Origin of the sequence: Gryllotalpicola koreensis (genome assembly GCF_039538185.1) — a bacterium.
GTDB lineage: Bacteria > Actinomycetota > Actinomycetes > Actinomycetales > Microbacteriaceae > Gryllotalpicola > Gryllotalpicola koreensis.
Map to the genome: position 1 here is coordinate 411,052 of NZ_BAABBW010000002.1, position 22,950 is coordinate 434,001.

General features: G+C 69.7%; 22 protein-coding genes and 1 tRNA gene. 14 read left to right on the plus strand and 9 right to left on the minus strand.

Going from position 1 to position 22,950, the window contains the following annotated elements:
* The first annotated feature begins 55 nt into the window (after positions 1–55).
* The 4 genes from lgt (at position 56) to pyk (ending at position 8,672) form a co-directional block, all read left to right on the plus strand.
* Positions 56–1,051, plus strand: coding sequence for a prolipoprotein diacylglyceryl transferase (gene lgt / locus ABD708_RS06920; RefSeq protein WP_425553264.1), 996 nt, complete (start codon positions 56–58; stop codon positions 1,049–1,051).
* A gap of 109 nt (positions 1,052–1,160) precedes the next feature.
* Positions 1,161–5,714, plus strand: coding sequence for a glutamate synthase large subunit (gene gltB / locus ABD708_RS06925; protein ID WP_344752646.1), 4,554 nt, complete (start codon positions 1,161–1,163; stop codon positions 5,712–5,714).
* The gene (locus tag ABD708_RS06930) at positions 5,707–7,164 is read left to right on the plus strand and encodes a glutamate synthase subunit beta (RefSeq protein WP_344752648.1); all 1,458 of its coding nucleotides are present in this window, start codon (positions 5,707–5,709) and stop codon (positions 7,162–7,164) included. Before gltB ends, ABD708_RS06930 begins: the two co-directional genes overlap by 8 nt.
* Before the next feature lie 62 nt (positions 7,165–7,226).
* Positions 7,227–8,672 (plus strand): pyruvate kinase, encoded by a 1,446-nt coding sequence (pyk, locus tag ABD708_RS06935; RefSeq protein ID WP_344752650.1) that lies wholly within the window; start codon positions 7,227–7,229, stop codon positions 8,670–8,672.
* Here the strand turns inward: pyk and ABD708_RS06940 are convergent.
* Both ABD708_RS06940 and ABD708_RS06945 read right to left on the minus strand, forming a co-directional pair.
* A complete protein-coding gene (locus ABD708_RS06940; protein WP_344752652.1) occupies positions 8,636–9,136 on the minus strand; it encodes a phosphoribosyltransferase family protein in 501 nt (166 codons plus the stop codon). The two genes, pyk and ABD708_RS06940, sit on opposite strands and share 37 nt — an antisense overlap.
* A 9-nt stretch (positions 9,137–9,145) precedes the next feature.
* Positions 9,146–10,033: an EamA family transporter gene (locus ABD708_RS06945; RefSeq protein WP_344752654.1), complete on the minus strand. Its 888-nt coding sequence runs from the start codon at positions 10,031–10,033 to the stop codon at positions 9,146–9,148.
* A gap of 122 nt (positions 10,034–10,155) precedes the next feature.
* Between ABD708_RS06945 and ABD708_RS06950 the strand changes: the two genes are divergently transcribed.
* The 3 genes from ABD708_RS06950 (at position 10,156) to ABD708_RS06960 (ending at position 12,063) form a co-directional block, all read left to right on the plus strand.
* Positions 10,156–10,815 carry a histidine phosphatase family protein gene (locus ABD708_RS06950; protein WP_344752656.1) on the plus strand — a complete coding sequence of 220 codons (660 nt, stop codon included), beginning with the start codon at positions 10,156–10,158 and terminating at the stop codon, positions 10,813–10,815.
* A gap of 108 nt (positions 10,816–10,923) precedes the next feature.
* Positions 10,924–11,313: a hypothetical protein gene (locus ABD708_RS06955; RefSeq protein ID WP_344752658.1), complete on the plus strand. Its 390-nt coding sequence runs from the start codon at positions 10,924–10,926 to the stop codon at positions 11,311–11,313.
* 36 nt (positions 11,314–11,349) lie between these two features.
* Positions 11,350–12,063: an HAD family hydrolase gene (locus tag ABD708_RS06960; RefSeq protein WP_344752660.1), complete on the plus strand. Its 714-nt coding sequence runs from the start codon at positions 11,350–11,352 to the stop codon at positions 12,061–12,063.
* A 101-nt stretch (positions 12,064–12,164) separates the two neighbouring features.
* On the opposite strand, the gene rlmN is transcribed toward ABD708_RS06960, so the two are convergent.
* Positions 12,165–13,376, minus strand: coding sequence for a dual-specificity RNA methyltransferase RlmN (rlmN, locus tag ABD708_RS06965; RefSeq protein ID WP_344752662.1), 1,212 nt, complete (start codon positions 13,374–13,376; stop codon positions 12,165–12,167).
* 42 nt (positions 13,377–13,418) lie between these two features.
* Between rlmN and ABD708_RS06970 the strand changes: the two genes are divergently transcribed.
* Positions 13,419–14,207, plus strand: coding sequence for an SDR family NAD(P)-dependent oxidoreductase (locus tag ABD708_RS06970; protein ID WP_344752664.1), 789 nt, complete (start codon positions 13,419–13,421; stop codon positions 14,205–14,207).
* 91 nt (positions 14,208–14,298) lie between these two features.
* On the opposite strand, the gene ABD708_RS06975 is transcribed toward ABD708_RS06970, so the two are convergent.
* Genes ABD708_RS06975 through ABD708_RS06985 form a run of 3 tightly spaced genes read right to left on the minus strand, consistent with a single transcriptional unit; the run spans position 14,299 to position 15,996 of the window.
* Positions 14,299–14,697: a DUF2255 family protein gene (locus ABD708_RS06975; RefSeq protein WP_344752666.1), complete on the minus strand. Its 399-nt coding sequence runs from the start codon at positions 14,695–14,697 to the stop codon at positions 14,299–14,301.
* Positions 14,698–14,730: 33 nt separating this feature from the next.
* Positions 14,731–15,750 (minus strand): zinc-dependent alcohol dehydrogenase family protein, encoded by a 1,020-nt coding sequence (locus tag ABD708_RS06980; RefSeq protein ID WP_344752668.1) that lies wholly within the window; start codon positions 15,748–15,750, stop codon positions 14,731–14,733.
* 18 nt (positions 15,751–15,768) lie between these two features.
* Positions 15,769–15,996, minus strand: a complete 228-nt coding sequence (locus ABD708_RS06985) for a hypothetical protein (RefSeq protein ID WP_344753401.1) — start codon at positions 15,994–15,996, stop codon at positions 15,769–15,771.
* A gap of 100 nt (positions 15,997–16,096) precedes the next feature.
* Between ABD708_RS06985 and ABD708_RS06990 the strand changes: the two genes are divergently transcribed.
* The 4 genes from ABD708_RS06990 (at position 16,097) to ABD708_RS07005 (ending at position 18,133) form a co-directional block, all read left to right on the plus strand.
* Entirely contained in the window at positions 16,097–16,984 is an 888-nt protein-coding gene (locus ABD708_RS06990) for a helix-turn-helix transcriptional regulator (protein ID WP_344752670.1), read from the plus strand.
* Positions 16,981–17,388 (plus strand): (R)-mandelonitrile lyase, encoded by a 408-nt coding sequence (locus ABD708_RS06995; RefSeq protein WP_344752672.1) that lies wholly within the window; start codon positions 16,981–16,983, stop codon positions 17,386–17,388. The genes ABD708_RS06990 and ABD708_RS06995 overlap by 4 nt, the downstream gene beginning before the upstream one ends.
* Positions 17,385–17,705 carry a carboxymuconolactone decarboxylase family protein gene (locus ABD708_RS07000; RefSeq protein WP_344752674.1) on the plus strand — a complete coding sequence of 107 codons (321 nt, stop codon included), beginning with the start codon at positions 17,385–17,387 and terminating at the stop codon, positions 17,703–17,705. The genes ABD708_RS06995 and ABD708_RS07000 overlap by 4 nt, the downstream gene beginning before the upstream one ends.
* A 191-nt stretch (positions 17,706–17,896) precedes the next feature.
* Complete coding sequence (locus ABD708_RS07005; RefSeq protein ID WP_344752676.1) at positions 17,897–18,133, plus strand: hypothetical protein; 237 nt, start codon at positions 17,897–17,899, stop codon at positions 18,131–18,133.
* Between the two features lie 145 nt (positions 18,134–18,278).
* Here ABD708_RS07005 and ABD708_RS07010 read toward each other — a convergent pair.
* A tRNA-Leu gene (locus ABD708_RS07010) sits at positions 18,279–18,361 on the minus strand.
* Positions 18,362–18,460: 99 nt separating this feature from the next.
* On the opposite strand from ABD708_RS07010, the gene ABD708_RS07015 reads away from it, so the two are divergent.
* Complete coding sequence (locus tag ABD708_RS07015; RefSeq protein WP_344752678.1) at positions 18,461–19,075, plus strand: ANTAR domain-containing response regulator; 615 nt, start codon at positions 18,461–18,463, stop codon at positions 19,073–19,075.
* A 61-nt stretch (positions 19,076–19,136) separates the two neighbouring features.
* Here the strand turns inward: ABD708_RS07015 and ABD708_RS07020 are convergent, their stop codons facing one another.
* Positions 19,137–19,682 carry a YdcF family protein gene (locus tag ABD708_RS07020; protein ID WP_344752680.1) on the minus strand — a complete coding sequence of 182 codons (546 nt, stop codon included), beginning with the start codon at positions 19,680–19,682 and terminating at the stop codon, positions 19,137–19,139.
* A 100-nt stretch (positions 19,683–19,782) separates the two neighbouring features.
* Positions 19,783–20,139: a PaaI family thioesterase gene (locus ABD708_RS07025; protein WP_344753379.1), complete on the minus strand. Its 357-nt coding sequence runs from the start codon at positions 20,137–20,139 to the stop codon at positions 19,783–19,785.
* Positions 20,140–20,253: 114 nt separating this feature from the next.
* Here ABD708_RS07025 and polA point away from each other — a divergent pair, with 114 nt between their 5' ends.
* Positions 20,254–22,941, plus strand: coding sequence for a DNA polymerase I (polA, locus tag ABD708_RS07030; RefSeq protein ID WP_344752682.1), 2,688 nt, complete (start codon positions 20,254–20,256; stop codon positions 22,939–22,941).
* Positions 22,942–22,950: the final 9 nt, after the last annotated feature.

The following is a 22,950-nucleotide window of genomic DNA, read 5'->3' on the forward strand; positions in this document are numbered from 1 at the left end:
CCTAGACTTCTCCCGGCCCCGCAGCACCGCGGCGGCGACACCCACGGAAGGCACCATCACCTTGCAGGAAGCGCTTGTCTCGAGCATCCCGAGCCCGCCGGCCTCATGGCAGTCGTTCCCGATCGGGCCGCTGACGATCCACCTCTACGCGCTCCTGATCCTCGCGGGCATCATCGTCGCCGCCTGGTGGACGCACGCGCGCCTGACGAAGCGCGGCGGCGAGCCGGGCATCGTCCTCGACGTGGTGCTGTGGACGGTGCCGCTCGGCATCATCGGCGCCCGCGCCTACCACGTGGTCACCCACCCGCACGACTACTTCGCGACCGGCGACAACCTCTGGAACGTGTTCGCCATCTGGGACGGCGGCAACGCGATCTTCGGCTCGCTGATCGGCGGCGCCGTCGGCCTCTGGCTCGCGTGCATCACCCCCAAGCACAAGCTGCGCTTCTGGTCGTTCGCCGACGCGCTCGTGCCCGGCCTGCTGCTCGCGCAGGCGGTCGGCCGTCTCGGCAACTACGTCAACAACGAGCTGTTCGGCCTGCCGACCAGGCTGCCGTGGGGGCTCGAGATCCCGAGCACGAACAAGGCATACCCGGCCGGCCTGCCCGACGGCACCGTGTTCCACCCGCTGTTCCTCTACGAGATCATCTGGAACGTGCTCGGCATCGTCGTGCTGCTCGCGATCGAGCGGCGCTTCAAGCCGCGCTGGGGCATGTTCTTCGGCATGTACCTGATCTGGTACGGCGCGGGCCGCAGCTGGCTCGAGTCGATCCGCATCGACCCGAGCGAGTTCGGCTTCGCCGGCATCCCCAGCAACGTCTGGGCGGCCTTCGCGGCCGTCGTGCTGGGCATCGTGATCATCGCCGTGCAGCACCACCGCCACCCCGGCGCCGAGCCGAGCGTGTACCGACGCGGCTTCGAGTGGACGCCGAATGCGGACGCCAAGACCGAGGCGACGGATGCCGCGGGCGAGACGCCGCAAAACGATGTCGTACACTCGGAAGAGCCCGTGCAGGGCGATGCCGAGGCCACAAGCCACACCGGCTCATAACGCACCGTCGGCAAGGCACCCGCACCGCACAGACCGACTTCTCGTGGGCCGATGGCGTCCCAAAAGTCACTATCCCCGATTCACGTGAGGACGGTTGAAAATGGCGCCTATGCCTTTCAGTTCTCTGCCTGCCGCGCAGGGCATGTACGACCCGCGCTTCGAGAAGGACGCCTGCGGCCTCGCCATGGTGGCGACGCTGCGCGGCACCGCAGGCCACGACATCATCGACAACGCGCTGAACGCGCTGCGCCACCTCGAGCACCGCGGCGCGGTCGGCTCCGACGCGGGCACCGGTGACGGCGCCGGCATCATCACGCAGATCCCCGACGCGTTCCTGCGCGCCGTCGCGCCGTTCGAGCTGCCCGAGGTCGGGCGCTACGCGGTGGGCAACGCCTTCCTGCCGACCGACGAGGTCGAGCGCGCCCAGGTCAAAGAGGCCATCGCCCACATCGCCGAGGAAGAGCAGCTGACCGTCATCGGCTGGCGCGAAGTGCCCACCCGCCCCGACGAGATCGGCAACCTGGCCCGCGGGGCGATGCCCGCGATCGAGCAGCTCTACGTGACGACCGACCACCTCGACGAGAGCTTCCGCCCCCGCAGCGGCGTCGCGCTCGACCGGCTGGCGTTCCGCCTGCGCAAGCGCGCGGAGCGCGAGCTCAGCACCTACTTCGCGTCGCTGTCGGCGCGCACGCTCGTCTACAAGGGCATGGTCACGACGCTCCAGCTCGAGCCGTTCTACCCCGACCTCTCCGACGAGCGCTTCGCCTCGAAGCTCGCCCTGGTGCACTCGCGCTACTCGACGAACACCTTCCCGTCGTGGCCGCTCGCGCAGCCGTTCCGCATGCTCGCGCACAACGGCGAGATCAACACGGTGCAGGGCAACCGCAACTGGATGCGCGCCCGCCAGTCGCAGCTCCAGTCCGAGCTGCTCGGCGACCTGCGCCCGCTGTTCCCGATCGTCACCGAGGGGGCCAGCGACTCGGCGAGCTTCGATGAGGTGCTCGAGCTGCTCAACCTCGCCGGTCGCTCGCTGCCGCACGCCGTCATGATGATGGTGCCCGAGGCGTGGGAGAACGCCACGGAGATCGACCCGGCTCGCAAGGCGTTCTACGCATACCACGCGGCGCTCATGGAGCCGTGGGACGGCCCCGCCGCGCTCGTCTTCACCGACGGCTCGCTCGTCGGCGGCACGCTCGACCGCAACGGCCTGCGCCCCGCGCGCTACCTTGTGACCGACGACGGCCTGATCGTGCTCGGCAGCGAGACCGGCGTGCTCGACATCGACCCCGCGAAGGTCGTGCGCAAGGGCCGCCTGCGCCCCGGCCGCATGTTCCTCGTCGACACCGAGGCCGGCCGCATCATCGAGGACGACGAGATCAAGGCGCAGCTCGCCGCCGAGCAGCCGTACGACGAGTGGCTGAAGAACTCCATCAACCTCGCCGACCTTCCCGAGCGCGAGCACATCGTGCACACGCCCGCGTCCGTCCGGCGCCGTCAGCGCACCTTCGGCTACACCGAGGAAGAGGTGCGCATCCTGCTCACCCCGATGGCGAAGAACGGCGCGGAGCCGCTCGGCGCCATGGGCAGCGACACCCCGATCGCGGTGCTCTCGAAGCGCCCCCGGCTGCTGTTCGACTACTTCACGCAGCAGTTCGCGCAGGTCACCAATCCGCCGCTCGACTCGATCCGGGAAGAGGTCGTCACCTCGATGCGCCTCGGCCTCGGCCCTGAGCGCAATCTGCTCGCGGCGACTCCGCAGCACGCTCGCCAGGTGGTGCTCGACTTCCCGGTGATCGACAATGACGAGCTCGCGAAGATCCAGCACATCGACCCGCGGCCCGGCTCGCGCCTCACGCGGGTCATCAAGGGCCTGTATCGACCGGATGCCGGCGAGAAGGCCCTCGAGGAGCGCCTCGCCGAGATGTGCGACGAGGTCGACCACGCGATCGACGAGGGCGCGGCGTTCATCGTGCTCTCCGACCGCGACTCGACGAAGGACCTCGCGCCGATCCCGTCGCTGCTCATGGTCTCGGCGGTGCACCACCACCTGATCCGCACCGAGAACCGGATGCGCGTCGGCATCGTGGTCGAGGCGGGCGACGTGCGCGAAGTGCACCACGTGGCGCTTCTCGTCGGCTACGGCGCCTCTGCGGTGAATCCGTATCTCGCCATGGAGACCGTCGAGGAGCTCGTCCACGCGGGCATGATCACCGGCCTCACCGTCGAGAAGGCGGTCAAGAACCTGATCAAGGCGCTCGGCAAGGGCGTGCTCAAGATCATGTCGAAGATGGGCATCTCGACGGTGGGCTCCTATGCCGGCGCCCAGGCGTTCGAAGCCGTCGGCCTCTCGCAGGAGCTCGTCGACACCTACTTCACCGGCACCGTCAGCAAGCTCGGCGGCGTCGGAATCGACGTCATCGCCGCCGAAAACCTGTCGCGCCACCGCCAGGCCTACCCGGAGGAGAGCGCAGTGCGCGTGCACGAGCGCCTCAACACGGGCGGCGAGTACCAGTGGCGCCGCGACGGCAGCCCGCACCTGTTCAACCCCGAGACGGTCTTCCGCCTGCAGCACTCGACGCGCACGCGCCGCTACGACGTGTTCCGCGACTACACCAAGCTCGTCGACGACCAGGCCGAGCAGCTCATGACCCTGCGCGGCATGTTCACCTTCAAGCAGGGTCTGCGCCCCGCCGTGCCGCTCGACGAGGTCGAGTCGGTCGCATCGATCGTGAAGCGCTTCTCGACGGGGGCGATGAGCTACGGCTCCATCTCGAAGGAGGCCCACGAGACCCTCGCGATCGCGATGAACCGCCTCGGCGCGAAGTCGAACACGGGCGAGGGCGGCGAGGACCCCGAGCGCCTGCTCGACCCCGAGCGCCGCAGCGCGATCAAGCAGGTCGCTTCGGGCCGCTTCGGCGTCACGAGCCTGTACCTGACGCACGCCACCGACCTGCAGATCAAGCTCGCCCAGGGCGCCAAGCCCGGCGAGGGCGGCCAGTTGATGGCGCAGAAGGTGTACCCGTGGGTGGCGCGCACCCGGCACGCGACGGCCGGCGTCGGCCTCATCTCGCCGCCGCCGCACCACGACATCTACTCGATCGAGGACCTGAAGCAGCTCATCTTCGATCTGAAGCGCGCGAACCCGAAGGCCCGCATCCACACGAAGCTCGTGTCCGAGAACGGCATCGGCGCGGTCGCGGCGGGCGTCGCCAAGGCGCTCTCCGACGTCATCCTCGTCTCCGGCCACGACGGCGGCACGGGCGCGAGCCCGCTCAACTCGCTGAAGCACGCCGGCACCCCGTGGGAGCTCGGCCTCGCCGAGACGCAGCAGACGCTCATGCTCAACGGGATGCGCGACCGGGTCGTGGTACAGGTCGACGGCCAGCTGAAGACCGGCCGCGACGTCGTCATCGGCGCGCTGCTCGGCGCGGAGGAGTTCGGCTTCGCGACCGCCCCGCTCATCGTCGAAGGCTGCGTCATGATGCGCGTGTGCCACCTCGACACCTGCCCGGTCGGCGTCGCGACGCAGAACCCGGTGCTGCGCGAGCGCTTCAGCGGCAAGCCGGAGTTCGTCGTGAACTTCTTCGAGTTCATCGCGCAGGAGGTGCGCGAGTACCTCGCCGAGCTCGGCTTCCGCTCGATCGACGAGGCGATCGGCCACGCCGAGGTGCTCGACACGGGCCGTGCGATCGAGCACTGGAAGGCCTCGGGGCTCGACCTCACGCCGATCCTGCGCGGCCCGGAGTTCTCCGACGACGAGCCGCGCAAGAACGCCCGGCAGCAGAACCACGAGCTCGACAAGCACTTCGACGTGCAGCTCATCCAGGCGGCGACGGATGCCTTGGCGAACGGCACCCCCGTGAAGCTCGACCTGCCGATCCGGAACACCGAGCGCGCCGTCGGCACGATGCTGGGCCACGAGGTCACGCTGCGCCACGGCGAGAACGGACTGCCGTCCGGCACGATCGACGTCACGCTGACCGGCTCCGCCGGCCAGTCGTTCGGAGCGTTCCTGCCCGCGGGCATCACGCTGCGCCTCGTCGGCGACTCGAACGACTACGTCGGCAAGGGCCTCTCCGGCGGCCAGATCGTCGTGCGCCCCGGCAGCACGGCGGGCTTCGCCGCTGAGGAGAACGTCATCGCCGGCAACGTCATCGGCTACGGCGCCACCCAGGGCACCATGTTCATCCGCGGCATCGTGGGCGAGCGGTTCCTCGTGCGCAACTCGGGTGCGACGGCGGTCGTCGAGGGCGTGGGCGACCACGCGCTCGAGTACATGACCGGCGGTCTGGCCGTGATCCTCGGCGAGACGGGCCGCAACCTGGGCGCGGGCATGTCGGGCGGCACCGCCTACGTGTACCAGCTGCACGAGGGCCGCGTGAACGCCCAGTCGCTCGCCTCCGGCGAGCTCAGCCTGCTGCCGCTCGAGAGCGTCGACGCCGAGATCCTGCGCGACCTGCTCGAGAAGCACGTGGCCGAGACCGGCTCGCCGCTCGCGGCGGCGCTCCTGGCGGACTTCGAGGCGTCCGCCGCCAAATTCGTGAAGGTGCTGCCCCGCGACTACGCCGCCGTCCTCGAGACGCGGCAGCAGGCGGTCAGCGAGGGACTGGACCCCGACGGCGACGTCGTCTGGTCAAGGATTTTGGAGGCCACCAATGGCTGACCCGAAGGGCTTTCTGAAGACCACCGAGCGCGAGCTGCCCAAGCGGCGGCCGGTCTCGGTGCGGCTCATGGACTGGAAAGAGGTCTACGAGCAGGGCGACGCGACGCAGCTGCGCCGCCAGGCGGGTCGCTGCATGGACTGCGGCATCCCGTTCTGCCACCACGGCTGCCCGCTCGGCAACCTGATCCCCGAGTGGAACGACCTCACGTGGCGCGGCGAGGGCCGCCAGGCGATCGAGCGCCTGCACGCGACGAACAACTTCCCCGAGTTCACGGGGACGCTGTGCCCGGCGCCCTGCGAGTCGGCGTGCGTGCTCGGCATCAACCAGCCTGCCGTGACCATCAAGCAGGTCGAGGTCTCGATCATCGACGACGCCTGGAATCACGGCTGGGTGGAGCCGAACCCCCCGCAGCGCCTCACCGGCAAGACCGTCGCGGTCGTCGGCTCGGGCCCCGCCGGACTCGCCGCCGCGCAGCAGCTGACGCGCGCCGGCCACACGGTCGCGGTGTACGAGCGCGACGACCGCATCGGCGGGCTGCTGCGCTACGGCATCCCCGACTTCAAGATGGAGAAGAGGCGCCTCGACCAGCGCCTCGCCCAGATGACCGCCGAGGGGACCCGCTTCCGCGCCGGCATCGACATCGGCACCGACATCACCTGGAGCGACCTGCGCAACCGCTACGACGCGATCGTCGTCGCGACCGGCGCGATGGTGCCCCGCGACCTGCCGATCCCCGGTCGCGACCTGCCCGGCGTGCACTTCGCGATGGAGTACCTCACCCAGCAGAACCGTGTGGGAGCGGGGGATGCCGTGGCGAACCAGATCACCGCAGAGGGGAAGCACGTCGTCGTGATCGGCGGCGGGGACACCGGCGCGGACTGCATCGGCACGGCGCACCGCCAGGGTGCGGCATCCGTCACCAACCTCGCCATCGGCGCCCGCCCGCCGCTCGAGCGCGCCGAGCACGAGCCGTGGCCGATGGACCCGCGCGTCTTCGAGGTGTCGAGCGCCCACGAGGAGGGCGGCAAGCGCGAGTTCCTCGCGTCGACCGTCGAGTTCCTGCGGAACGACGCCGGCGAGGTGCGCGCCCTGCGCGTCGCCGAGACCGAGTTCGTCGACGGCCGCCGCGTGCCGAAGTCGGGCACCGAGCGCGAGATCCCCGCCGACCTCGTGCTGATCGCGATGGGATTCACCGGCCCCGAGCAGCAGTTCCTCACCGAGCAGCTCGGCCTGCGCTTCGACGGCCGCGGCAACGCCGTGCGCGACGACGAGTACGCGACCGCAGAGCCCGGCGTGTTCGTCGCGGGCGACGCCGGCCGCGGGCAGTCGCTCATCGTCTGGGCGATCGCCGAGGGCCGTGCCGCGGCCGCAGCGGTCGACCGCTACCTCGAGGGGGAGACCCAGCTGCCCGCGCCTATCAAGGCGACCGAGCGAGGCATTAGCCTGTAAACGCGCTGAAGGCCTCCGCCCGCGCCATCCGACACGAGTCCAGAAAGCTGAACACGGAACCTATGAGACGAGCCAAGATCGTCGCCACCCTCGGCCCCGCAACATCGAGCTACGAAGCGATCCGCGCGATCATCGAAGCCGGCGTGGACGTGGCTCGCATGAACCTCAGCCACGGCAGCTACGACGTGCACGAGGGCGTCTACGCGAACGTGCGCAAGGCCGCAGACGACCTGAAGAAGCCGGTCGCCGTCATGGTCGACCTGCAGGGTCCGAAGATCCGCCTGGGCAAGTTCGAGGCCGGCCCCTACGACCTCGCCGAGGGCGACACCTTCACGATCACCACCGACGAGATCGTCGGAAATCAGGAGATCTCGGGCACGACGTTCAAGGGCCTGCCCCATGACGTCAAGCCGGGCGACCCGCTGCTCATCGACGACGGGAAGGTCGGCTTGCGCGTCGTCTCCGTCGACGGGCCCCGCGTCGTCACCGAGGTGACCGTTCCCGGCGCCGTCTCGAACAACAAGGGCATCAACCTGCCCGGCGTCGCCGTCAACGTGCCCGCGCTCAGCGAGAAGGACGAGGCCGACCTGCGCTGGGGCCTGCGCCTCGGCGCCGACTACATCGCGCTCTCCTTCGTGCGCAATGCCAAGGACATCGATCGCGTGCACGAGATCATGGCCGAAGAGGGCCGCAAGATCCCCGTCATCGCGAAGATCGAGAAGCCGCAGGCCGTCGACGCCCTCGAGGAGATCATCGATGCGTTCGACGCCATCATGGTCGCCCGCGGCGACCTCGGTGTCGAACTGCCGCTCGAGCAGGTGCCGATCGTGCAGAAGCGCGCCATCGAGCTCGCGCGCCGCATGGCGAAGCCCGTCATCGTGGCCACCCAGGTGCTCGAGTCGATGATCTCGAGCCCGCGGCCGACGCGCGCCGAGGCATCCGACTGCGCCAATGCGATCCTCGACGGCGCCGACGCCGTCATGCTCTCCGGCGAGACCAGCGTGGGCGAGTTCCCGACCATCACCGTGCAGACCATGGCCCGCATCATCGAGTCGACCGAGGAGCACGGCCTCGAGCGCGTGCCCCCGCTCGGCACGAAGCCGCGCACCCAAGGCGGCGCGGTCACGCTCGCCGCGGCCGACGTGGCCGAGTTCGTCGACGCGAAGTTCGTCTGCATCTTCACCGAGTCCGGCGATACGGCGCGCCGCATGTCGCGGCTGCGCCACCGCATTCCGATGCACGCCTTCTCGACCGACCCGGCGATCCAGCGCCGCATGGCGCTCGTGTGGGGCATCCAGTCCTCGCTGGTCGAGAAGGTGACCTACACCGACGAGTACTTCCGCGAGGTCGACGACACGCTGGTCGGCGAGGGTCTCGCGAGCTACGGCGAGAAGGTCGTCGTGATCTCCGGCTCGCCCCCCGGGCTTCCCGGCACGACCAACGACATGCGCATCTACACGGTCGGCCACGCTCACAACGAGGTCGCGCCCGCGTACGCCCAGTCCTGAGTCGCATCGCCGAGTGCGGCTCGCACCTCGTCGGCGGTGACGTCCGGCAGCCGCGCATACCAGCGGCGGATGCCTGAGCCGGGGTCGGGCCGCACCACCGCGTAGAGATCGGCGGCGAGCCTGCTGACGCGGTGTCGCTGCGGCGCGATCGGCACGGCGGCGACGACGTGCGCCGGGCCGGCCGCAGCGATCTTCTCGAGTGCGGCCTGCATGGTCGCGCCCGTGTCGATGCCCTCGTCGACCACGATGACGGTGCGGCCGGAGAGGGCGCCGGCGGTCAAGGGTGTGCCTTCCAACGACCCGGCTGCCAGTGCACCCAGCGGCGCACCCAGCCGGTCGGCGACGACGCGCGCGACGAGCACGCCGCCCGGTGGGATGCCGAGAACGAGAGGGTGCGCGCCCCTCAGGTTCAGGAGCACGTCGGCGAGCATCTCGCCCGCCTCGTCGCGGTCGCGGAACAGCACGCTGGCAGGCTACGCCGGGCCCGCCTGCTGTGCGACGGCGGCAGCCTGTGAATCAGGTTCGCGATGGCTCAAGATCGCGACGGCCGAGCTCGCGATGACGAGCGCGATGCCGGCGATCATGGCGAGCGTGAAGCTCTCCTGCAGCACGAGCCAGCCGAACACGGCTGCCACCGCGGGGCCGAACGCTGTCACCACGGCGTAGATGCGGGGCGTCAGACGACGCAGCACGAAGGCGTCGAGGCTGTAGGGCACCGCGCTCGACAGCACGCCGAGCGCGAGCAGCAGCAGTGCGTCGCGCAGCGTCACGCGCTGCCACGAGACCGTGGCGAGCGCGACCGGAACCGCGAGGACGGTGGTCACGATGCTGGCGACGGTGATGCCCTCGAGTCCAGGCAGCGCGAGCGCGACGCGGCGCGAGAGCAGGATATAGGCGGCCCAGAACGCGGCGGCGAGCAGTGCGCAGACCACGCCGAGGGGATCGAGGCGACCAGATGCCTCGGACAGCAGCACCACCCCGCCGGCAGCACCGGCCGCGCAGAGTCCGTCGACGAGCCGCCGCGAGCCGAGCACGGCGAGAGCGAAGGGGCCGAGGTACTCCAGCACCGCCGCGATGCCGAGGCCGAGCAGGTGCACGGCGAGGTAGAAGGTCAGGTTCATGCCGACCAGGGCGAGACCGAGCACGACGGCCGGCCAGAGCCGCCGCCATGTGAGACTCGCACGCGTCGGCCGCCAGAACGGCGCGAGCGTCGCGGCGGTCACGAGCTGCCGGGCGGCGACGACGGGGATCACCCCCACCGCGGGGATCAGCAGGCCGGCGACGGCCGAGCCGAAGTTGACGCTGACGAGGCTGCCGAGCTGCACCGCCGAGCCGCTCCAGAGGCGGCGGGGTGCGGTCACCCCTCCACACTAGGTGCGGGGCACGCATGGCGGCGCTCGTCGAGACGCGCGATAACGGGGCTCTGCGCGATCAGAAGCCCGTTTCAGCGCGTCTCAGCGGAGTGTCGGCTAGCGTCGGAAGGGTGCGCCTCCTCCTCATCCGCCATGGTCAGACCCCCGCCAACGTCGCCGGAGTCCTCGACACGGCGGCGCCCGGCCCCGGCCTGACCGAGCTGGGGGAGAGGCAGGCGCGTGCCGTGCCCCACGCACTGCGCGACGAGAACGTGCAGGGCATCTACGCCTCCCGCCTCGTGCGCACGCAGCTGACGGCGTCTCCGCTCTCGTCGGAGCGCGCGCTCGATGTCGTCGTGCACGACGGCCTGCACGAGATCGAGGCGGGCGCGCTCGAGGCGAAGTCCGACGAGAGCTCGATCAAGGCCTATCTCGACACGATCATCCGGTGGGGCACCGGCGAGCTCGATGCCCGCATGCCGGGGGCGTCCGACGGGCACACGTTCTTCGGCCGCTTCGATGCGGCCGTCGCCGAGATCGCGGGCGCCCACGACGACACAGTGGTGGTGTTCAGCCATGGGGCGGCGATCCGCGCGTGGGTCGGCGCCCGCGCACTCAATGCGAGCGGCGAGTTCACGCTGAAGAATCCGCTCGACAACACGGGCGTCGCGGTGCTCGACGGCTCGCTCGCCCACGGCTGGGACCTGGTCAGCTGGGCGGGCACCCCCGTCGGCGGAGAGTCCCTGGTCGACAGGGCCGCGCCGGACCCCACCGGCGAGGCCGTGGAATAGCCCGCCTCCCGCATCCGCCTCCCGCACTCCCGTGACCCAGTGGAAGGGATTCGGGCACTCGCCGGCGTGTCGCGGCGCGCGTACGGCGTGTCGAGCAGAATCCCTTCCGTGAGGAACGCGGGCGAGGTCGACCTCGAGGCCGAGGGCCGGCGCGTGGGCCGCGAGCTCTGGCCGGCGGGCGCGAGCTGGGTGCCCGACGAGGTGCTCGAGGCCTGGCAGGAGCTCACGGTGAGGCATCCGATCATCGATACGGATGCCGCACGCGCCCGTTTTCTGAACGCGGCACGCGCCGCGCGGAAGTCCGCGCCGACCGCGTCGGAGGCCGTCGGACGTGCTGAACTCCTCGCCCGCCTCCAGGCGGCGAACGCGGCGCGCACGGCGGCCGAGCGCGCAAGCCACGACGCCGAGGGTGCCGAGCGCGACCCCGACGCGGCCGCCATCGCCCGGCGCCGCCGCGCATCCCTCGAGCGGCGCCGCGCCCGACACGAGAACGGGTGACGGCCGGAAGCGCGCCCGCGGCGTTACAGTCAGCGCATGGCCGGGATCGTCCTGTTCGACTTCGACGGCACGCTGGCGCGGCGCCCCTGGATCAGCTTCGGCCGCATTCTGCTCGACGCAATCCGGAAGGAGCAGCCCGACACGGTCGTGACGGCGAGCGATCTGTGGGCGGGCCTCGAAGACGGATTCCCCTGGCATCACCCGGACCAGGCGCATCCTGAGCTGAACGGCGACCCCGACGGCTGGTGGCAGCGACTCGAGCAGGTGCTGCTGATGTCGTGCGTGTACGCCGGCGTCGACGCCGAACTGGCCCAGGCGGCGGTCGCCCAGGTGCGCCCACGCTTCTCCGACCCCGCCGAGTGGGAGCTCTACCCCGAGACGCTCGACGCGCTCGAGGCCTTGCAGGAGGAGGGCTGGCGGCTCGCGATCGTGAGCAACGCCGTGCCTGAGCTGCGCCGCACCGTGCAGGGACTCGGCATCGCCGGCTACTTCGACGCGATCATCGCGAGCGCCGAGGTCGGCTACGAGAAGGGCCACCCCGAGATCTTCCGCACCGCGCTGCGCGCGCTCGGCGAGCCCGACCCGTCAGGCCCCGTCTGGATGGTCGGCGACAACCTCGAGGCCGACATCGAGGCGGCCACGCGGCTCGGCTTCGGCACGGTGCTCGTGCACTCGCCGGCGTCCAACGGCATCGCCCACGATCTGCGCGACGCGGCCTACATCATCCTGATGGCCGCCGAGCGGGCGTAGCGCGTCGCGCCTCTGCGCCCGTTCGGCGCAGTCGTGCCCGCTGCACCGGGCGCAGGTGCGCCGTTCGGGCGCGGCCTGCCGCCGAACGGGAACAGCTCCCGCTACTCCGCCGCGGCGAGCTGCCCGCAGGCGCCGTCGATCTCCTTGCCGCGGGTGTCGCGCAGGGTCGTCGGGATGCCGGCCGCCTCGAGCCGCCGGATGAACTCGTTCGTCACCGCCGGCTCCGACGCCGTCCAGATCGAGCCGGGCGTCGGGTTCAGCGGAATCGGGTTCACGTGCACCCAGCCGCGCCCGCGCGCGTTGAGCTTCTCTGCGAGCAGATCGGCGCGCCAGGCGTGGTCGTTCATGTCCTTGATGAGCGCGTACTCGATCGAGACGCGGCGGCCCGTCTTCTCGAAGTAGTACCGCGCGGCATCCAGCGCCTCGTCGACCTTCCACCGGTCGTTCACGGGGATCAGCTCGTCGCGCAGCGTGTCGTCCGGCGCGTGCAGCGACAGCGCGAAGGTGAGCGGCAGGTCTTCGTCGGCGAGCTTGCGGATCGCGGGCACCAGCCCGACCGACGAAACCGTGATGTGCCGGGCGCTCATGCCGAGCCCCTCTGGGGCGGGCGCAACCATGCGGTTCACGGCGTTCATCAGGCGCTTGTAATTGGCGAGCGGCTCGCCCATTCCCATGAAGACGATGTTGGTGACGCGCGGCGAGTCGAAGCCGCCGTCCTTGCGCAGCCCGCCGAGCTCGCCGTTCGCGATGGCACGGTTGGCGGCGACGACCTGATCGACGATCTCAGCCGCGGAGAGGTTGCGGGTGAGGCCCGCCTGGCCGGTCGCGCAGAAGGGGCAGTTCATGCCGCAGCCCGCCTGGCTCGACACGCAGAGGGTGACGCGCCCGGGGTAGCGCATGAGCACCGACTCGACGAGCGCCCCGTCGAACAGGCGCCAGAGGAACTTGATCGTCTCGCCTTTGTCGGTGCGCAGGCGGCGCACCTCGGTGAGCAGGGGCGGCAGCATCTTCTCGACGATTTCCGAACGGGCGGATGCCGGCAGATCGGTCATCTGCTCGGGGTCCACCGTGTAGTGCTCGAAGTAGTGGGTGCTGAGCTGGGTCGCGCGGAAGGCCGGGTGGCCGAGCTCGACGAGCTTCGCCTTGCGCTCGGCGAGGCTCAGGTCGGCGAGGTGGGTCTCGGGCTGCGTGCGCCGGGGCTCACGGAACTGCAGCAACGGCCGGCCGCCGGCATCCGTCGCCTGGGTCCAGCCCTCGGCCTTGGGGCGGACCTGCGGGCGCGTGCGGTGCGCAGCCGTCGTGTGCTCAGTCATGAGGCCATTGTCTCAGGCACTGCGAGCGGTATGACTGGAAGCATGACGATCAACGAGGATCAGTTCCCCCTTCCGTACAACTCTTCCGACCTCACCGGGCAGGTAGCGCTCGTGACCGGCGCCTCGTCGGGCCTCGGGCGGCGCTTCGCGAGGACGCTCGCCGCCGCCGGCGCAGCCGTCGCGGTGGCCGCGCGCCGCGTCGATCGGCTCACCGAGCTGGTCGCCGAGATCGAGGCGGGCGGCGGGACCGCTGTGGCCGTCGAGCTCGACGTGCGCGACGCCGCGGCCATCGCCGGCGCGGTGCAGAGGGCGGAGGACGCGCTCGGCCTCGTGACGATCCTCATCAACAACGCCGGCATCCCCGACGCACAGTACGTGACCAGGATGCCGCTCGAGCTCATCGACTCGGTGATCGACACCAATCTGCGCGGGCCGTTCGTGCTCTCCGCCGAGGTCGCCAGGCGACTCATCGCAGCGAAACGGCCGGGCCGCATGGTCAACATCTCCTCCGTCGGCGGATTCAGCTACAGCGGGGGCGGCGCCGCGCTCTACTCGATCACGAAGTCGGCGATCGCGCGCATGACCGAGGTGCTCGCCGTCGAGTGGGCGCGCTTCCACATCAACGTGAACGGCATCGCGCCCGGTGCGTTCAGCTCCGAGATGATGGACGGCATGATCGCACGTGTCGGCGATCACTCCGCGCATTTCCCGCGCGGCCGCTACGGCGACCCGGCGCAGCTCGACAGCACCCTGCTCTACCTGTGCGCGCCGTCGTCTGAGGCGGTGACGGGCACAGTCATCAAGGTCGACGACGGGCAGGGCGGCCGGTGAGCGCGGGCTGAGGCGGCGCCCCGTGCGCTTCCTTGTTGGTATGTATGGTCCACGGTGCGTCTTTACCAGTACCTCTTTGCGTCAGAGCGGTCTACTGCGAATCGTGCCTCTCCTGTGCCAGCAGAAGCCGGAGCGTTGCGGTGACAGCCGTCTCCGCAAGCATCGGCGGCACGTGTGTCGGGTACCTCGCGTACTTGCGCTGATACTCCTGGTTGATCAGCGGGTGGGCTGCGTCGTCGCGCGGCACGTCGATCACTGCGATGTCGTACTCCGCGCTGCCGGCTCTGATGCGTGCTTCGCTGTGTGCGGACACGTGGCGGAACCAGGCGGCGCTCCGCCCGCGCCATGACCTGATGTACAGCTCGTCACCTGCTCCGATCACCCAGATCGGCACCCACGGGCGGAGAGTGCCGTCTGTGCGCCGTGTGGTGATCTCTATCTCGACTGCGCTGGCGATGCTCAGGTATTCGACCTCGGACCAGTTGCTCATGCGATTCCTCTCTGCGTTGTTGCGGGGCCCTGGTTAGACCGTGAGCATCACCTTGGTGGCGCGGCGCTCGTCCATGGCTTTGTAGCCGTCGGCGGCCTGGTCGAGGGGCAGGGTGAGGTCGAACACCTTTCCGGGGTCGATCTTGCGGTCCCAGATCAGCTGGATGAGATCCGGCAGGAATCGGCGCACCGGCGCCGGGCCGCCGTGCAGGTGGATGCCGGTGCCGAACATCAGCTCGCCGGAGATCTCGACGTCGTGCGAGACGCCGACGAAGCCGACGTGGCCGCCGGGGCGTGCCGAGTTGATGGCCTGCATCATCGCCTCCTGCGTCCCCACTGCCTCGATGACGGAGTGGGCGCCGAGCCCGTCGGTGAGTTCCTTGATCTTCGCGACGCCGTCATCGCCGCGCTCTGCGACGATGTCGGTCGCACCGAACTCGCGGGCGAGCGCCTGACGGCCGGCGTGGCGCGACATGGCGATGATGCGTTCTGCCCCGAGTTGCTTGGCGGCGAGCACCCCGAGCAGGCCGACGGCGCCGTCGCCGACGACCGCGACGGTCTTGCCAGGGCCGGCCTCGGCGGCGACGGCGGCGAACCAGCCGGTGCCGAGCACGTCGGACAGCGCGAGGAACGAGGGGATCAGCTCGTCGTCGGGCATGCCGGGGGTGGCGACCAGGGTGCCGTCGGCGAGCGGGATGCGGGCGCGCTCGGCCTGGGTGCCGATGGTTCCCATGAGCACACGGTGGACGCAGTGGGATTGGTAGCCGGCCCGGCAGATCTCGCAGGTGTTGTCGGAGGCCCAGAAGGAGCCGATGACGAAATCGCCAGGCCTCACGGTCTTCACCTCGGCGCCGACCTCTTCGACGACGCCGACGTACTCATGGCCCATGGGGGCGTCGTGGACGTCGTCGGCGCCGCGGTAGGGCCACAGGTCTGACCCGCAGATGCAGGTGGCGGAGAGGCGGATGATGGCGTCGGTGGGTTCGATGATCTTCGGGTCGTCGCGCTCCTCGACTCGGACGTCGCCGGGGGCGTGCATGATGACTCCGCGCATGGTGAGGCTCCTCTGGTTTCAGTGGTTGTTCGGTACGGCAGGCCGGCTCGGTGGGGTGATACCCATCCGTGTCCGGGATGGTCGGATGAGGGTGAGTGCGGCGCCGGCTGCGAGCGTGACGGCGGGCGCCGGGAGCGCGGGGAGGTAGAGGTCCATCGAGATCGGCCCGAACACGGTCAGCAACAAGAGCAGCGTCGGCAGGAACCGAGCAACGGGGCTGGCGGCCGCAGAGTACGGGGTGGGCATGTATTCAGAGTTCGCCCGATCTCACGACGCAGGGAGTCCCTGGCGTGAGGTGTACTGGCAGGGCATCCCTCGTTGCCGCACTCCGACCTACTCTCGGAACGTGGACAACCGAGAAGAAGTCCGCGAGTTCCTGGTCTCGCGGCGAGCGAAGGTCACACCGGAACAGGCCGGGCTTCCAGCCGGCACGAATCGCCGCGTCCCCGGGCTGCGGCGCACCGAACTGGCGACGCTCTCCGGGATCTCCGTCGAGTATTTGTCGCGCCTTGAGCGCGGGCAGATCGCCGGCGCATCCACATCGGTGCTCGACGCGCTCGCCCGCGCCCTTCAACTCGACGACACGGAGCGAGCGCACCTGTTCGACCTCGCTCGCGCCGCCGACGGCATACCCATCTCCGGCCGGCCGCGACGCCGCGCCGCATCGAAGGCATCGTCGCGACCCAGCATGCAGTGGGCGCTCGATGCGATCACCGACGGCGTGGCCTTCGTCCGCGACCCCCGGCAGAACATGATCGCCGTCAACGCGCTCGGCCGCGCCTTCTACTCGCCGCTCATCGGGGACGGCGGCCGCATCCCGAACCTGGCACGCTTCCAGTTCCTCGACCCGGTCTCGCGAGAGTTCTACCCGGACTGGGAGCGGTTCGCCGATATGTGTGTGGCGATCATGCGCGCCGAGGCCGGCCGCGACCCGCACGACAAGGAGATGCAGGACCTCGTCGGCGAGCTGTCCACCCGCAGCGAGACGTTCCGCAACCTCTGGGCCGCCCACAATGTGCGCACCCACGGCACCGGGACCAAGCGCTTCGTCCACCCCGTAGTCGGTGAGCTCACCCTCGCTTACGAAGAGCTGGCCGTGACCGCCGAGCCCGGCCTGGTGCTCCTGATCTACACCGCGGAGCCCGGCTCGCCCTCCGCCGAGCGGCTGCGCCTGCTCGCGTCGTGGGGCGCCAGTACCGACGCCGCTCCGATCCCTGAGAAAGAGAACCTGTGAACATCGAACCCACCGCTCCCACGAGCAAGAATCCACCCGAGCAGTTCGCCGGCGACGTCTGGCTCGATCCGATCGCTCTGCCACACGACGGTGACCAGCGGATGATCGTCTCCAAGGTCCGATTCGCGCCCGGTGCACGCACCGCCTGGCACTCCCACGCCCGCGGCCAGTACCTTCACGTCACGCAGGGCATTGCACGCTTCGGAACCCGCGACGGCCAGATCATCGACGTCCACGCAGGCCAGACGCTCTACACGCCGCCCGGGCAGGAGCATTGGCACGCAGCCGCACCCGGCTGCTTCATGGAGCACCTCGCCATGCTCGAGAACGCCGACGACCCTGCGGGCACCACCACCTGGCTTGAGCACATCACCGATGACGAGTACAACGGGAGCGTGGCATGAGCGATACGCAGCCGTCTGCCATCCGGCAGCAGCTCGGCGACTTCGCCCCAAAGCTCGTCGACGCCACCGACGACGTGCTCTTCGGCGACATCTGGAAACGCCCCGAACTCAGCCCGCGCGACCGTAGCCTCGTGACCATCACCGCGCTGATCGCCGGCGGCCACACCGAGCAGCTCCCGTTCCACCTCAGACTCGGGCGAGATAACGGGCTCAGCGAGAGCGAGATCGTCGAGACCATCACCCACCTGGCGTTCTACGCGGGTTGGCCGCGGGCGATGTCCGCGATCAACGTCGCGAAGCAGGTGTTTGCGGGCTGAGCCGCATGCAAGAAGCGCCCGCCGAGTCGTAGCGGCTACGTGGCGGCTCTGGCCGCCGCGGCGTTCCTCGCCGAACAGGTTCGCGCTCTTCGTGCGGCTCGCATCGAAAGCGATACGTCCTCGCACTCAGCCTCGAGCCAGAAACGGTCGCTACGACAGAAACACGTCCGCCGCCTGCCATGATGAGCGTCATGCGAATCGGCCCCGCCATCACGACGCTATTGCTCGGCCTTCTGGTGCTCGGCGTCACCTACGCCGAGGGGTATGGCGAGGGTGTTTGGCTCGATGAGAACGCGCCCGGCGCAGGGTCGCCGAGCATCATCCCGCTTCTGCTGCTGGGGCTGGCCGGGCTCGCCCTCGTCGCCTGCGGCACCGTGTGGGTCATCATCGCGGCTACGCGTGCGCCCCAGACCGAACTGCACCGTTAGCCTGCACTCGTGCCTCGCCCGCCCGCCCGCCATCACCGGTGCGATGCGGCTCGTGCTCGCCCGAGTGCGTGTCGTCGGCCTGAGCCTCTGGCACACTTCGGACGAACAACGGGGCATGAGTGACGCAACCCGAGGCTACAGACAGTGCCGGCAGAGGGACTCGAACCCTCACGCCCTCTCGGACAAAGCATTTTGAGTGCTCCGCGTCTGCCATTCCGCCATGCCGGCCGACACTGCCCTACGAAGATACCGCAGGCGGGCATCCGTACTCCGCCGTCCGCCCCGCGCCTTCAGAAGCCGACCGCCGCGCTCGTATACGCTTGAACCGTGACTGACCAGCCGGAGAACAACGCGCCCCGTCGCGTCGTCGTTGCCGAAGACGAATCCCTCATCCGCCTCGACATCGTCGAGATCCTGCGTGACAACGGCTTCGAGGTCGTGGGGGAGGCGGGCGACGGCGAGACCGCCGTGGCGCTCGCCACCGAGCTGCGCCCCGACCTGGTCGTGATGGACGTGCGGATGCCGAAGATGGACGGCATCGAAGCGGCGGACCGCCTCAACAAGAACCACATCGCGCCCGTCGTGCTGCTGACCGCGTTCAGCCAGAAAGAGCTCGTCGAACGGGCCTCCGAGGCCGGAGCGCTCGCCTACGTCGTCAAGCCGTTCACGCCCAACGACCTGCTGCCCGCGATCGAGATCGCGCTGGCGCGCTACGCGCAGATCATCCAGCTCGAGGCCGAGGTCAGCGACCTCGCCGAGCGCTTCGAGACCCGCAAGCTCGTCGACCGCGCCAAGGGCCTGCTCAACGAGAAGATGGGGCTCACCGAGCCCGAGGCGTTCCGCTGGATCCAGAAGGCGTCGATGGACCGCCGCCTGACGATGCACGACGTCGCGAAGGCGATCATCGAGCAGCTCGCGCCGGGCACCGCGAACAAGAAGTAGGGAGTGAGCGGATGCCGCAGGCATCCGCATAGCCCCACTCCCGCACGTCTCGAGGTCGCCTTCACGGACGCGCCCGCCGGCGGGTCCTCCACGAATGGCGCAGGTCGATGATGACAGCGGCCGGCTTCAACCACCACTGCTCGCCGAAGCGGTAGTCGTCGGCGCGGGCGAGTCGCGACGCGAGGTCGGGACGCAACTGGCGCAGATACCCGCGCGCTTTCGCGGCATGCAGGGAATTCGAGACGATCTTGATCGTCGCCGCGCCCTCGATGAGCACCATCGCGTTCTCGACGTTCTCCCATGTTGTCCGGCTCGCGCGCTCACGCGTGATCAGACCCACGTAGCCGAGTTCACGGGCGTACGCCGCCATGAGCTCGGCCTCGGGAACGGAGCCGCCGACCGAGCCCCCGCACAGCACGAGCAGCCGTTCCCGCGCGGCCGGATCGAACGAGCGGATGCCTGCCCGGACCCGCCAGCGATTCACCCTGTTCGCCCGACCGCCTCGGTTCCGGTACCCGAGCACGACGACGGCTTCCGTGCCGTCGCCGCGTGCCCCACCGCCGAGCTCGCTGCGGCTCGCGCGCCAGTGCAGCACTTCCGCGGCCATGACGGCGCACGCACCCAGCGCCGCGGAAGTGATCGCCAGGTGCCGCGGCCACGCGCGTCGGGAAACCGCGGGACCTGGCGACCGTTTGCGCGGCGTGGCGCTACTTGCTCTCTCGAATGAGGTTCGTGATGCGGATCGTGGAGCAACGGCGGCCGCTCTCGTCGGTGACGACGATCTCGTGCACGGTGATCGTGCGGCCGGCCGAGAGCACACGGCAGGTTCCCGTCACCCAGCCTGAGGTCGCCGACCCGGTGTGCGTCGCGTTGATGTCGACGCCGACGGCGTAGCGATTCTCGCCGCCCTGCAGCGCGAGGTAGTTCGCGTGCATCGAGCCGAGCGACTCGCCGAGCACGCAGTAGGCGCCGCCGTGCAGCAGCCCGAGGGGCTGCGTGTTGCCCTCGACAGGCATCCGCGCCACGGCGTGCTCGCGGTCGAATTCGAGGATCTCGATGCCCATGCGATCGGCCAGGACGCCCTGACCGCGGGCGATGTACCAAGCGGTGTCGTCGTTGCTCACCTAGCGACACTATCGCCGGAACCGATGTCGGAGGCGCGGGCTACGCTGGCATCCGTGACCGACGCCCGCAAGCCCACCCTGATGATCATCGACGGCCATTCGCTGGCGTTCCGCGCGTTCTTCGCGCTGCTGCCCGCCGGCCGCTTCATCACCGACGACGGGCAGCACACCGAGGCGATCCACGGCTTCATCTCCATGCTGCTGAAGCTGCTCAAGGACTACGAGCCGACCCACCTCGGCGTCGCGTTCGACATCAGCCGATTCTCGTTCCGCACCCGCGAGTACCCCGAGTACAAGGGCGGCCGCGGCGAGACACCGCCCGAGTTCATCGGGCAGGTGCCGCTGCTGCAAGAGGCGCTGACCGCGATGAACGTGCAGTGGCTCCAGAAGGAGGACATCGAGGCCGACGACATCTTGGCGACCCTCGCCAAGCAGGGCGCAGAGCAGGGCTTCGACGTGCTCGTCGTCTCGGGTGACCGCGACAGCTTCCAGCTCGTCGATGACAGCGTCACCGTGCTCTACCCGAGCGTGCTCGGCGTCAGCGAGCTGAAGCGCTACGACGCGCAGGCGGTCTTCGACAAGTACGAGGTGTGGCCGCACCAGTACCCCGAGCTCGCGGCCCTCACGGGCGAGAAGGCCGACAACCTGCCCGGCATCGACAAGGTCGGCCCGAAGACGGCCGCCAAGTGGATCGCCCAGTGGGGCACCGTCGACGAGATCGTCGCGCACGCCGACGAGATCAAGGGCGTGGTCGGCGAGAAGTTGCGCGAGCAGAAGGAGAACGCCCTGCGCAACCGGCGCCTGAACCGCCTGCTGACCGACGTCGAGCTGCCGGTCGGCCCCGCCGACCTCGAGCGCCGCGCCGTGAACGAGCAGGCAGTGCGCGACGTGTTCGGGCGCCTCCAGTTCCGTACGCTCCTCGACCGGGTCCTGAAGGTCGGGCCGACGGATGCCGCACCCGACGGCGCCTCCACCGAGCCGGTCGCCGAGCCCGAGATCGAGACGGCGCCGCCGGTGAAGACCCTCGTCGATGAGGAGCTCGCACACTGGCTCGCGAAGACCGCGGGGAAGCCGGTCGCCGTTCAGCTCGACTACGGCCCCGCCGGCGTCGCGGGCTACGGGCTCTCGGTCAGCGACGACAGCGCCTACGTCCCCTTCAAGGAGGGCACGGGCGACTATGAGGCGTTCGCGGCGTGGCTCGCCGACCCGGCCCGGTCGAAGCTGTTCTTCAACGCGAAGGCGCAGATCGAGGCATCCGCCCGCGTCGGCCTGCCGATTCGCGGCGTCGGGGGCGACACGCGCGTCGCCGGGGCGATCCTCAACCCCGCGAAGGCGCCCGCGAGCCTCGCCGATCAGGTCTACGAGGTGCTCGGCGAGAACCTGCCGACGCCCGACCCGAACCAGCTCGTGCCCGACTCCGAGCCGATCAGCGCGGCGAGCCAGGCGTGGTACGTGCTGCGCATCGCCGATGACCTCGACCTCGCCTTCGCCGAGGGCACGAAGCGCGTCTACGAGACCATCGAGGTGCCGCTCGTCGAGGTGCTCGCCCAGATGGAGCTCACCGGTGTCGCCGTCGACGCCGAGGTGCTGAAGGGCCAGCGCGAGGCGCTCTCGGGCTGGGTCGACACCTACCAGCAGGCCGCCTACGCCGCGATCGGCCACGAGGTGAACCTCGGCAGCCCGAAGCAGCTGCAGACCGTGCTCTTCGACGAGCTGCACCTGCCCTTCACGCGCAAGACCAAGACGGGGTACTCGACGGATGCCGACTCGCTCGCCGATCTGCGCGAGGGCATCAGCGAAGAGAACGCCGGAACCGTCTTCCTCGATGCGCTGCTGCGACACCGCGACGCGACGAAGCTGCGGCAGATGATCGAGACCCTCGAGAAGTCGATCGACGACACGGGCCGCATCCACACCACCTACGACCAGGTGGGTGCGGCGACGGGCCGCATCTCGTCGAACGACCCGAACCTGCAGAACATCCCGGTGCGGAGCGACACGGGGCGCCAGATCCGCTCCGCGTTCGTCGCAGGCGAGGGCTTCGAGTGCCTGCTGACGGCCGACTACTCGCAGATCGAGATGCGCATCATGGCGCACCTCTCCGGCGACGCCGGGCTCATCGCGGCGTTCCAAGAGGGGGAGGACCTGCACCGCTTCGTCGGCTCGCACGTCTTCAACGTCACCCCGGACGAGGTGACCCCGCTGATGCGCTCGAAGGTCAAGGCCATGTCGTACGGGCTCGCCTACGGCCTCGGCCCGTTCGGCCTGGCCAAGCAGCTGCGCATCTCGCAGGCCGAGGCCAAGCAGCTGATGGCCGACTACTTCGAGCGCTTCGGCGGTGTGCGCGACTACCTGCGCAACGTCGTCGCCCAGGCGAAGGTCGACGGCTACACCGAGACGATCTTCGGCCGCCGCCGCCCGTTCCCCGACCTCAACAGCCTGAACCGTGTGCTGCGCGACAACGCCGAGCGCGCAGCGCTCAACTCGCCGATCCAGGGCTCGGCTGCCGACATCATGAAGATCGCGATGCTCGGCGTCGCGCGTGACATGGCCGAGGCATCCCTCAGCTCCCGCATGCTGCTGCAGGTGCACGACGAGCTCATCTTCGAGGTCGCGCCGGGGGAGTGGGACGCCCTCGAGCAGATCGTGAAGCACCGCATGGCGGGGGCCGCCGAGTTGAGCGTGCCGCTCACGGTGCAGGTCGGCCGCGGCCCGAACTGGCAGGCCGCCGCGCACGATTAGGCTCGAATC